This window comes from Micrococcus sp. 2A, assembly GCF_039519235.1.
GTDB lineage: Bacteria > Actinomycetota > Actinomycetes > Actinomycetales > Micrococcaceae > Micrococcus.
In genome coordinates this window covers 1-11,729 of sequence record NZ_CP154351.1, presented here as the reverse complement: position 1 = coordinate 11,729, position 11,729 = coordinate 1, and the positions used below count along the sequence as shown (strand labels likewise).

Genomic DNA, 11,729 nt, shown 5'->3' with positions numbered 1-11,729 from the left:
TCCGTCCGTGGAGGCAAGGGGACTCGAACCCCTAACCCCCTGCTTGCAAAGCAGGTGCGCTACCAATTGCGCCATGCCCCCGAGCGGTCCGCTCCACGTCTCCGGTTCAGGAGGCGGGTCGGTCCTTCGGCGCCGGGTCCGCGTGGGACACGCTCTCCGGCAGGCCATCCGTGGCCGAGGCCCAGATGTCCTTCCCCTCACGGTTCGCCCGCCACGTGCGGGCTCCGTAGGCCGCCGCGGCGGCGGCCGCCACGAGGGCGACGCGGGCCAGACGATCCATGGGAAACCCTCCGGGTACGAACGGAGCCCCAGCGGACCGGGGCTCTGTGGTGGGAGTGGGCGTACCAAGACTTGAACTTGGGACCTCTTCGTTATCAGCGAAGCGCTCTAACCGCCTGAGCTATACGCCCTCACCGTCGTTCTCGGCAGAAGCCGTTCACAACAGGAGATGACACTACACGAGCGCGGGCGCCCGGCGCAAATGCGCGCGGACGCCCACCGCCGTCGGCCCGTACGGGAGAGACCGACGGCGGCGGTCAGTCGTCCGTGAGCGTGACGCCGATGCCGCCCACCAGGGACGCGCAGAGGTTGTACAGCAGCGCGAACACGGTGGCGAGAGCGGTCAGCAGGATCACGTTCAGCACGGAGAGCACGGTGGCCAGGGAGGTCACGGTGCTCAGCGGCGCGAGGCTCTGCACCGTGAAGCGGCCGGCCTCCACGCCCAGGACGGTGCCCAGGATGCCGTTGACCTTCTCGAACACGCCCGTGACGTCGGCGAGCGAGTAGAGCGCCACGGAGGCCACCACGGTCAGGATGCCCAGGGCCACGGAGAGCAGGAACGCGAGCTTGAGCACGGACCACGGGTCGATCCGGCTCAGCATGAGGCGCGCGCGGCGCACCTTCGCCTTGGGAACGGCGCGGACCAGGTTCTCCTGCCCCGCGGACGAGGTGGCCTTGCGGACCGGACGGGAGGACCTCTCCGTGCCGCCCGCGGCCCGGCCGGAGCCGGACGGGCGCTGCGCTGCGGACGTGCTCACTGCTCTCCTCCGTCTGCATCCTCAGCATCGGACGCCTCGAGGGCGCCGTCGGCCGCGGCTACGGGGTCGTTCTGATCGGCTGCTGCGTCCAAGGGTACATCCGGGCCCGTCACGTCCTCGGAGGCCTCGTCGGCTCCCGTCTCCACCCCGGCCACGACGCCCAGGCCGGCCGTGCTGACCGCCGGATCCGCGGCGTCGCCGAGGGCCTCGCTGGCCGCCTCGGGCGCGTTCGCCTCGGCATCGGCCTCCGCGTCCGCCTTGGCCACCATCTCCTGCTCGTTGTTGAGCGTCACGGCCACGATCCGGTCCTTCTTGTCCGGCTTCGCGAAGATCACGCCCATCGTGTCGCGGCCCTTGGCGGGCACGCCCGCGACGGCGGAGCGCACCACCTTGCCGGAGGCCATCACCACGAGCACCTCCTGGTCCTCGTGGACGACGAGGCCGCCGGCGAGGCCGCCGCGGTCGTCGACGAGCTTGGCCACCTTGGTGCCCAGGCCGCCACGGCCCTGCAGGCGGTACTCGTCCACGCGGGTGCGCTTGGCGTAGCCGCCGTCGGTCACGGTGAACACGTACGCGTCGTCGTCGCCCTCGGCCCGGATGACGTCCATGGCCAGCAGGGAGTCGCCGCCGCGGAACTTCATGCCGGTCACGCCGGAGGTCGCGCGGCCCATGGGGCGCAGCGCCTCGTCCGTGGCGGTGAAGCGCAGGGACTGGCCCAGGCGGGAGATGAGGACGAGGTCGTCCGTGTCGGAGACCACCCGGGCCGAGACGAGCTCGTCGCCCTCGCGCAGCTTGATCGCGATCAGGCCGGCGGTGCGGTTCGTGTCGTAGTCCAGCAGCGGGGTCTTCTTCACGAGGCCGCCCCGCGTGGCGAGCACGAGGTAGGGGGCCCGGGAGTAGTCCGTGAGCGGCTGGATCTGGGCGATCCGCTCGTCCGGCTGGAACGCGAGCAGGTTGGCCACGTGCTGGCCCTTCGCGTCCCGGCCGGCCTCGAGCAGCTCGTACGTCTTGATCCGGTACACGCGGCCGAAGTTCGTGAAGAAGAGCAGCCAGTGGTGCGTGGACACCGTGAGGAAGTGCTCCACCACGTCGTCGCCGCGCAGGGTGGCCCCGCGCACGCCCTTGCCGCCGCGCGCCTGGGAGCGGTACTGGTCGATCCGGGTGCGCTTGACGTAGCCGCCGCGCGTGATGGAGACGACCATCTCCTCCTCGGGGATGAGGTCCTCGATGGACATGTCCCCGTCGAAGCCGGCCACGATCTCGGTGCGGCGGTCGTCGCCGTGCTTGGCCACGATCTCCGCGAGCTCGCCGGAGACCACCTCGCGCTGGCGCTGCGGGCTCTCCAGGATCTCCGTGTACGCGGCGATCCGGGCCATGAGCTCGTCGTACTCGTCCTGGATCTTCTGGGACTCGAGCGCGGCGAGCTGGCGCAGCTGCATCTGCAGGATGGACTGCGCCTGGACGTCGTCGATGTCCAGGAGCTCCTTGAGCGCCTCGCGCGCCACCTCGGCCGAGGCGGAGCGGCGGATGGTGGCGATGACCTCGTCCAGCATGTCGAGCGCCTTGAGCAGGCCGCGCAGGATGTGGGCGCGCTCCTCGGCCTTGCGCTTGCGGAACGCGGTGCGGCGCACGATCACGTCGATCTGGTGCTTCACCCAGTGGTGCACGAAACCGTCGAGCGAGAGGGTGCGCGGCACGCCGTCGACGAGCGCGAGCATGTTCGCGGAGAAGTTGGACTGCAGCTCGGTGTGCTTGTAGAGGTTGTTCAGCACCACCTTGGCCACGGCGTCCCGCTTGAGCACGATCACGAGGCGCTGGCCCGTGCGGCCCGAGGTCTCGTCGCGCATGTCCGCGATGCCGCTGATCTTGCCGTCGCGCACCATCTCCGCGATCCTCGCGGCGAGGTTGTCCGGGTTGGTCATGTACGGCAGCTCGGTGACCACGAGGCACGTGCGGCCCTGGAGCTCCTCCACGTTCACCACGGCGCGCATGGTGATGGGCCCGCGGCCGGTGCGGTAGACCTCCTCGATCCCCTTGCGGCCCAGGATCTGGGCGCCCGTGGGGAAGTCGGGGCCGTGCACGCGCTGCAGCAGCGCCTCGAGCAGCTCCTCGCGCGTGGCCTCGGGGTGCTCGAGGTACCACTGGACGCCGGAGGCCACCTCTCGCATGTTGTGCGGCGGGATGTTGGTGGCCATGCCCACGGCGATGCCGGAGGAGCCGTTGACCAGCAGGTTCGGGTAGCGCGCGGGAAGGACGACGGGCTCGAGCTGCTTGCCGTCGTAGTTCTCCTGCATGTCGACGGTGTCCTCGTCGATGTCCCGGACCATCTCCATGGCTAGCGGGGCCATCTTGGTCTCGGTGTAGCGCTGGGCCGCCGCGCCGTCGTTGCCGGGCGAGCCGAAGTTGCCCTGGCCGAGCGCGAGCGGATAGCGCTGCACCCAGTCCTGGATCAGGCGGACGAGAGCGTCGTAGATCGCCGTGTCGCCGTGCGGGTGGTAGTTGCCCATCACCTCGCCCACCACGCGGGCGGACTTGTTGAAGGAGCGGTCCGGGCGGTAGCCGCCGTCGTACATCGCGTAGAGGACGCGGCGATGCACGGGCTTGAGGCCGTCGCGCACGTCCGGGAGCGCGCGGCCGACGATCACGGCCATCGCGTAGTCCAGGTAGGAGCGCTTCATCTCGGACTCGAGGTCCACGGGCTCGACCTTGTCGGCCGCGCCCTCGGGCAGCACGTAGTGCTCGATGCCCTCGCTCACCTCAGCCGGGACCACGGCGGCGTGCACGCCGCCCTCCGGGGCGGTGCCCTCGGGCATCTCGGTCTCGGGCGTCTCGTTCTCCGGCGACTCGTTCTCCGGGGGGGTCGTCTCGCTCACGCGGGTCCTCTCGTCCTCGTCAGCTCATGCAGGGGAAGTCCGGGGGCCCGACGCGCGGGGCACCCGTGGGGTGCCCGCCCGCGCGTCGGGCGCGGATCAGATGTCCAGGAAGCGGATGTCCTTGGCGTTCTGCTGGATGAAGCCGCGGCGGGACTCGACGTCCTCGCCCATCAGCATGGAGAACACGGCGTCCGCGGCGGCCGCGTCCTCCATGGTCACCTGCAGCAGGGTGCGGTGCTCCGGGTCCATGGTGGTGTCCCACAGCTCCTGGTAGTTCATCTCGCCCAGGCCCTTGTAACGCTGCACGCCGTTGTCCTTGGGGTAGCGCCAGCCGCGGGCCAGGCCGGCCTCGATCGCGGCGTCACGCTCCTCGTCGGAGAACACGTAGTCGTGCGGGGCGTTGGACCACTTCACGCGGTACAGCGGGGGCTGGGCCAGGAACACGTGGCCCGCCTCGATGAGGGGGCGCATGTAGCGGAACAGCACCGTGAGCAGGAGCGTGGTGATGTGCTGGCCGTCCACGTCCGCATCGGCCATGAGCACGATCTTGTGATACCGCAGCTTGGAGAGGTCGAACTCCTCGCCGATGTTGGTGCCGAACGCCGTGATCATGGACTGGATCTCGGCGTTGCCGAGGGCCTTGTCCAGGCGGGCGCGCTCCACGTTCAGGATCTTGCCGCGCAGCGGGAGGATCGCCTGGGTGTCCGGGTTGCGGCCCTGCTTGGCCGAGCCGCCGGCGGAGTCGCCCTCCACGATGTACACCTCGCAGCGCGCTGGGTCCTTCGAGGAGCAGTCGGCGAGCTTGCCGGGCATGCCGAAGGACTCGAGCGGGGACTTCCGCCGCGCATGGTCGCGCGCCTTGCGGGCCGCCAGGCGGGCGTGCGAGGCCTGGATGGCCTTGCGGATGATCTCCTTCGCGGTGCCCGGGTTCCGCTCGAGCCAGTCGCCCAGGTGCTCCGTGACCACCTTGGACACGAAGCCGCGGGCCTCGGAGTTGCCCAGCTTGGTCTTCGTCTGGCCCTCGAACTGCGGCTCTGCGAGCTTCACGGAGAGCACGGCCGTCAGGCCCTCGCGGATGTCCTCGCCCGTGAGGTTGTCCTCCTTGGGCTTGAGGATCTCCTTGTCCCGCGCGTACCGGTTGATGAGGGCGGTCAGGGCGCTGCGGAAGCCCTCCTCGTGGGTGCCGCCCTCATGGGTGTTGATGGTGTTGGCGTACGTGTGCACGGACTCCGAGTAGGCGCCCGTCCACTGCATGGCCACCTCGACGGCCATGGAGCGGTCCCCGTCCTCGGCCTCGAACGCGATGACGTCCTCGTGCACGAGCTCCACCTTCTTGGAGGAGTTCAGGTGGCGCACGTAGTCCAGCAGGCCGTTCTCGTACCGGTAGGTCACGGTGCGGCGCTGGGGCGCGGGCGCGGGCGCGGCCTCGTCGAGGCCGTTCTCCTCGAGGGCGTCCCCGGCGGTGCCCTCCCCCACGATCTCGTCGTCCTGGACGGCGTTGTCCTCCTGGACGCGCTCGTCCGTGAGCGTGATGCGCAGGCCCTTGTTCAGGAACGCCATCTGCTGGAAGCGGGCGCGCAGCGTCTCCCAGTCGAACTCCACGGACTCGAAGATCTCCGGGTCCGGGTAGAAGGTCTGGACGGTGCCGGTGGCGTCCGTCTCCTCGCCCTTCACGAGCTCGCCCTGCGGCACGCCGCCGTTCGCGAAGCTCATGCGCCACGCGTGGCCCTGGCGGCGCACCTCGGTGTCCACGCGGCGGGAGAGCGCGTTGACCACGGAGATGCCCACGCCGTGCAGACCGCCGGACACGGCGTAGCCGCCGCCGCCGAACTTGCCGCCGGCGTGCAGGATCGTCATGACGACCTCCACGGTCGGCTTGCCCTCGGTGGGGTGGACGTCCACGGGGATGCCGCGGCCGTTGTCCTCCACGCGCACGCCGCCGTCGGCCTGCAGCGTCACGTCGATCCCGTCCGCGTACCCGGCCAGGGCCTCGTCCACGGAATTGTCCACCACCTCGTACACGAGGTGGTGGAGGCCGCGCGGGCCGGTCGAGCCGATGTACATGCCGGGGCGCTTGCGCACGGCCTCGAGGCCCTCGAGGACCGTGATGGCGGAGGCGCCGTAGTCGCCGGGCACCTTGCGGTCGCGCGGGGCCGGCGCGGCCTCGGCGGAGGCCTGCGGCGTCTCGGGCTGCGGCGTGGCCGCGGGCACCTCGGCCGGGTTCTCGGGCGTTGCGTCGCTCACGGGTGCTGGTCACTCCTCAACGTCGGCGGCATCCTCACGTGGCATCCCGCGCGCGGGCGCACGGCCGGGGGGCGGACGGCGCCGCGGTCCTGCGGGAGGACGCGGACGGGCTGCTGCGGGGGCGGAGCGTCGGATGGGACCGGGGCTCCGCAGTTCCCCACCAGTCTAGGCGCTTGCCGCCCTCGTGCCCGCCACATCGCGGAAGGCGGAGGCCGAGACCGCCCCTGAGCGGCCCCAGAGACCCCTCAGGAGGGGTGCGGGATCCCGTCCAGGACACCCGGGCCGTCTGACGGGGCCTCCGTGCGTCAGAGGGGCGCCTACGGTCCCGGGTCACCCGTAGGTGTCACGGGGGCCGCGGCCGCCCCGCACGGTGCGCGGGCCCTTCCGCCAGCTCGGCGCCTGCGGGCCGAGCGCCTCGAGGCGCGTGACCACGCCCGGGCCGAGCGCCTCGTCGAACCGCTCGAGCAGCACCGGCGCCATGAGCCGCAGCTGCGTGGCCCATGCCGTGGAGCTGGTGCGCACCCGCACCACGGAGTTCTCGAAGGACTCGGGGCGGCAGTGCAGCGCGATCTCCGGGCCCACCAGCTCGGTCCAGCGCGTCAGCACGGAGCCCACGGCCACGGGCGTGGACCAGCCGCGGTCCCGGATGAGGCGGGAGAAGACGTCGGAGACCTCGGCCGGGTCCCGGTCCGCGCCGGAGAACGGCCGGCGACGACGGACGCCGTCGTCGTGCCCGCGGGGGCCGCCGCCCGTACCCGCCATCGACGCCGCGAGCCCCGCGCCGCTCCCTCGTGTGCGCAGGGGGGCCTCTCCGCGCTCCCGGGCGGCGTCGCGGACCCGGCGCAGCTGCACGAGGGCGAGGTCCGGGCGGTCCGGGGTGAACGGGGGCTCCGGCTCAGCCATCGCGGCCGCCCTCGCGGGGGGCGCGGATGTCTCCCTCCACCGGGTCGGCGGCCGGCACGGCCTCGGATCCCTCCGCGTCCTGACGGATGAGGATCCTCGGCCCGGTCAGCTCCGCCGGGATGTCCTCGACGGCGGCGCCCGTGACGATCACCTGCTCCGCGCGCCCCACGAGGCGGGCCAGGCGCGAGCGCCGGGCGGAGTCGAGCTCCGCGAAGACGTCGTCGAGGATCAGCACGGGACGGCCGTCCGGATCCGGGTCGTCGGCCACGAGCACGTCGTACGCCGCGAGGCGCAGGGCGAGCGCGAGAGACCAGGTCTCCCCGTGCGAGGCGTAGCCGCGCGCCGGGGCCGGGCCCAGGAAGAGGGTCAGCTCGTCCCGGTGCGGGCCCACGAGGGTGAGGGCGCGGGCCTGCTCCTCGTCGCGCTGGGCGAGGAGGGCCGTGGCCATGTCCGCGGCCAGCTCGGCCACGGAGGGGACCTCCGCGTGCGTGCCGCGGGCCAGCGGGACGGTGGAGTCATAGGCGTAGGTCGCGGCCTTGGAGCCGTTGGTGAGCGCCGCGTACATCTCCTGGAGCGGGTGGGCCAGCAGGCGCAGCACGTGGAGCCGGCCGTGCAGCAGGCGGGCTCCGGCCGCGCACAGGTGCTCGTCCCACACCGCGAGGGTGGACTCCTCCTCCGCGCCCCAGCGCCGGGCACGCCGCGCGGACTTCAGCAGCGCGTTGCGCTGGCGCAGGACCCGCTCGAAGTCCGAGGCGGCCTCGCCCAGGGCGGGGCGCAGCTGCACCATGAGCTGGTCGAGGAAGCGACGGCGGCCGCCCGGGTCCTGCGTGACGAGGCCGAGGTCCTCGGGGGCGAACACCACGGTGCGCAGGATGCCGAGGCCCTCCTTGGCCCGCACGGGGGCGCCGCGGTTGATGGCCACCCGGTTCGAGCGGCCCGGGAGGATCTCGAGCTCGAGCGCCACCGTGCGCGAGCCGCGGTGCACCCGGCCGGCGATCCTGGCGCCGGGCTGGCCGAAGCGGACGAGCTGCGCGTCGGCGCTCACCCGGTGGGACTGGTGCGACCCCAGGTAGCCGATGGCCTCCACCAGGTTGGTCTTGCCCACGCCGTTGGCCCCGAGCAGGACCGTGGAGCCCGGCTGCATCTCGAGGTCGGCCCACCGGTAGGACCGGAAGTCCTGGACGGTCAGGCGGGACAGGTGCACGGGGTGGGGGCCGGGCCCGTCAGGCCAGGCGCACCGGCATCACGAGATACCGGTAGTCGGAGACGGTGCCGGCGTCCTCGGAGACGCCCGTGAGCAGCGCGGGCTTCGGAGCGGCGGTGAAGGAGAAGCGCACCTGCGGCTGGTCCACGACGGCCAGGCCCTCGGACAGGTAGGACGGGTTGAAGGCGACCGTGATCTCCTCCCCCTCGAGGGTGCAGGGCACGGACTCGGTGGCGCTCGCGTCGTCCCCCGTGCCGGCGTCGAGGCTGACCTCGCCCTCCCGGAACACCATGCGCAGCGCGGTGTTGCGCTCGGCCACGAGGGCGACGCGCCGCGAGGCCTCCACGAGGGCGCCGGTCTCCACGACGGCCTGGATGGGGCTGGACTCCGGGAAGAGGGAGCGGATCTTGGGGTACTCGCCGTCCACCAGCACCGAGGTGGTGCGGCGACCGCCGGAGGCGAAGCCCACGAGGTCCACCTTCTCGCTGACCATGATCTCGAGGTCACCGCCGCCCCCGAGGGACTTGGCCACCTCGGTGAGGGTGCGGGACTTGACCAGCAGCGAGGTGGAGATCGAGGGGTCGGCGGGGGTCCAGCGGATCTCCTTCATGGCCAGCCGGTAGCGGTCCGTGGCCAGGAATGTCATGGTGTCGCCGTCGATCTCGACCTTCACGGCGGTGAGGATCGGGAGTGTGTCGTCCTTGGAGGCGGCCACGGTCACCTGCGCCACGGCGTGCGCGAAGGCCGCGCCGTCCACGGTGCCGACGGCCGTCGGCAGCTCCGGGAGCGAGGGGTAGTCGCCCACCGGCATGGTGGCCAGGGCGAAGCGGGAGGAGCGGCACGTCACCACGACCTTGCCGCCGTCGAGCTCCACCGTGACGGGGGCGGCGGGCAGGGAGCGGACGATGTCGTTCAGCAGGCGCCCGGACACGAGGACCTGGCCCTCGGCCTCCACGTCCGCCTCGATCTCCAGGCGTGCCGAGGTCTCGTAGTCGAAGCTGGCCAGGGAGACCAGGCCGTTCTCCGCCGTGAGGAGCAGGCCGGAGAGCACCGGAACGGGGGGCCGCGGGGAGAGCGAGCGGGCGGTCCAGGAGACGGCGTCGCTGAGGATGTCGCGTTCGACGGTGAACTTCACGAGCTCTGCACTGCCTCTCTGGCGGGGACGTCGGTCATGGGAGACCCGTCCCTCTTCGGCGCGAGCGCCGGCGGAGGGGATGGGAGGCCTCGGCGGTGACGGACTCGGGCGTGCGGTGCGGGACCGCGGTTCGGCGAGCCGTCACGTGAACGTCAGCATAGGCGCTCGGCGCGGGCGGTGTCAGTTCACCCCCGCTCTGTGGAGGGCTGCCGAGGACGTGTCATTCAGGGGCCCGGCAGGGGCCGGGAGCGGGGCGCGGCGCAGGGAGCCTTGATGTTGCTTGACAGGATCTCTACGGAAGGGTCAGTAGGGGTAATAGCACGTGTGGATTCTGTGGACAACCGCGATGTGCGGCGTCAGGCCGCCGATCTCGCTGTGGGGGGCGTGGGGATTCCGTCCCGTCGGGGGTGTGCACGGCCGGTGGATGAGCCGATCGCAGCCCACCGACGTCGTCCACAGGGGTGTGGGAGGTTGTGCGGTGCGCTGCACCGTTTGTCCTCCGGCCGTCCACAGTTCTGTCCACAGACCTTGTCCACACCTCGCTGGATCCGCGGAATCATGCGGTTCACGCCTGTGGACGCCTGTGGATGACGGTGGAGAACTCCTCGCTCGAGGCTGGCTCCCCACCCTGTGCGCGGCCACCGTCCCCAGGGGTGTGGACCGCTCGGAATCGGCGCGGGGATCCCGCGGGGACGGGGCGCGCGTTGTCCACAGTGGGAGCGCTTCTCCACAGGGTTGTCCACAGTGGTGGACAATGTGGATGGAGTCTCAGGCTCCGGTTGAAGGGGATCGGACGTCCCTCAGGCGCCGCGCTGCTTGCGCTTGATCTCGTTGGTGAGCTCGGTCACCTGGTTGTAGATCGTGCGACGCTCGGCCATGAGCTCGCGGATCTTGCGGTCTGCGTGCATCACGGTGGTGTGGTCGCGTCCGCCGAGCTCCTGGCCGATCTTCGGCAGGGACATCTCGGTCAGCTCGCGCAGCAGGTACATGGCGATCTGGCGCGCCGTCACGAGCGTGCGCGTGCGGGACTTGCTGGTCAGCTCCTCGAGGGTGAGGTTGAAGTACTCCCCCGTCGCGTGGAGGATCAGCTCCGGCGTGATCTCCTGCGCCGAGTCGTCCGTGATGAGGTCCTTGAGGACGTGCTCGGCCAGCTCGATGTCCACCGGCTGACGGTTCAGCGAGGCGAACGCCGTCACGCGGATGAGGGCGCCCTCGAGCTCTCGGATGTTGGTGGAGATGCGGGAGGCGATGTACTCGAGGGCCTCCGGCGGGGCCACGAGCCCCTCGGCCTCCGCCTTCTTGCGCAGGATCGCGATGCGGGTCTCCAGGTCCGGCGGCTGGATGTCCGTGATCAGGCCCCACTCGAAGCGGGAGCGCAGGCGGTCCTCGAACCCGGAGAGCTGCTTGGGCGGCAGGTCCGAGGTGATGACCACCTGCTTGTTGTTGTTGTAGAGCGTGTTGAAGGTGTGGAAGAACTCCTCCACGGTCGCTTCCTTGTCCGCCAGGAACTGGATGTCGTCGATCAGCAGGATGTCCACGTTGCGGTAGAGCTGCTTGAACGAGGCGCCCTCGTCATGGCGGATGGAGTTGATGAAGTCGTTGGTGAACTCCTCGGAGTTCACGTAGCGCACGCGCAGGCCCGGGTAGAGGCGGCGGGCGTAGTGCCCGATCGCGTGCAGCAGGTGCGTCTTGCCCAGGCCGGACTCACCGTAGATGAAGAGCGGGTTGTAGGCCTTCGCCGGCGCCTCCGCCACGGCGTTCGCCGCGGCGTGGGCGAAGCGGTTGGAGGAGCCGATCACGAACGTCTCGAAGTGGTAGCGCTCGTTGAGGCGGCTCGTCTCGGCCGAGGTCGACGGCGGCGCCGGCGTGGGCGCGCCGGCGGCGGGACCGCCCGGGGCCGGGGTCTCGGGTACGGGGTCCTCCTGGCGACGCTCGAAGCCGGGGAGCTCGGCGGCGACCGCGCGACGGCCGGGCCGGGAGTCGGGGTCCGGGGTCGGCTCGGCGCTCACGGGCTCGCCGGCGAGGGCGGAGCGGCGGGCCTCCGGCTCGGGGGTGCGGGGCGGCTGCAGGTTCGCGTCGATGGAGATGGCGAGCAGGATCTCCTCGCGGAACACCGCGGTGAGGGCGTCCGTCAGGGCCTCGGCCACCTGGGCGCTCTGGAGCGTCTCGCGGGTGGTCTCGTTGGGCACCGCCAGCAGGAGGGTGTTGCCGATCTGCCCCTGCGGCTGGGCCAGGTAGACGTAGCCCATGAGACGTGCGCTGACCCGCGCGTCGTCCTCCAGCGTGCTCACGACGGAGCGCCACGACGTCAGCACGGCCTGATCTGCCACCAC

At 71.4% G+C, this 11,729-nt stretch carries 8 protein-coding genes and 2 tRNA genes; all 10 read right to left on the bottom strand.

The features are described from left to right. Positions 1-8: 8 nt before the first annotated feature. A tRNA-Ala gene (locus AAG742_RS00050) sits at positions 9-81 on the bottom strand. 25 nt (positions 82-106) lie between these two features. Then, positions 107-280: a DLW-39 family protein gene (locus AAG742_RS00045; protein ID WP_248116717.1), complete on the bottom strand. Its 174-nt coding sequence runs from the start codon at positions 278-280 to the stop codon at positions 107-109. Between the two features lie 56 nt (positions 281-336). Then, positions 337-410: transfer RNA gene (locus tag AAG742_RS00040), tRNA-Ile, on the bottom strand. Positions 411-536: 126 nt separating this feature from the next. Then, on the bottom strand, positions 537-1,037 hold the full coding sequence (locus tag AAG742_RS00035; RefSeq protein WP_248116719.1) for a DUF3566 domain-containing protein: 501 nt from the start codon (positions 1,035-1,037) through the stop codon (positions 537-539). Further along, positions 1,034-3,850 (bottom strand): DNA gyrase subunit A, encoded by a 2,817-nt coding sequence (gyrA, locus tag AAG742_RS00030; RefSeq protein WP_298710890.1) that lies wholly within the window; start codon positions 3,848-3,850, stop codon positions 1,034-1,036. The genes AAG742_RS00035 and gyrA overlap by 4 nt, the downstream gene beginning before the upstream one ends. 156 nt (positions 3,851-4,006) lie before the next feature. Next, the gene (gyrB, locus tag AAG742_RS00025; protein WP_343282171.1) at positions 4,007-6,154 is read right to left on the bottom strand and encodes a DNA topoisomerase (ATP-hydrolyzing) subunit B; all 2,148 of its coding nucleotides are present in this window, start codon (positions 6,152-6,154) and stop codon (positions 4,007-4,009) included. Positions 6,155-6,484: 330 nt separating this feature from the next. Beyond that, positions 6,485-7,057, bottom strand: a complete 573-nt coding sequence (locus AAG742_RS00020; RefSeq protein WP_248116721.1) for a DciA family protein — start codon at positions 7,055-7,057, stop codon at positions 6,485-6,487. Beyond that, a complete protein-coding gene (recF, locus tag AAG742_RS00015; protein WP_343282170.1) occupies positions 7,050-8,261 on the bottom strand; it encodes a DNA replication/repair protein RecF in 1,212 nt (403 codons plus the stop codon). The genes AAG742_RS00020 and recF overlap by 8 nt, the downstream gene beginning before the upstream one ends. 19 nt (positions 8,262-8,280) lie before the next feature. Continuing rightward, the gene (gene dnaN / locus AAG742_RS00010; RefSeq protein ID WP_248116725.1) at positions 8,281-9,396 is read right to left on the bottom strand and encodes a DNA polymerase III subunit beta; all 1,116 of its coding nucleotides are present in this window, start codon (positions 9,394-9,396) and stop codon (positions 8,281-8,283) included. Between the two features lie 800 nt (positions 9,397-10,196). Further along, positions 10,197-11,729, bottom strand: coding sequence for a chromosomal replication initiator protein DnaA (gene dnaA, locus AAG742_RS00005; protein WP_248116727.1), 1,533 nt, complete (start codon positions 11,727-11,729; stop codon positions 10,197-10,199).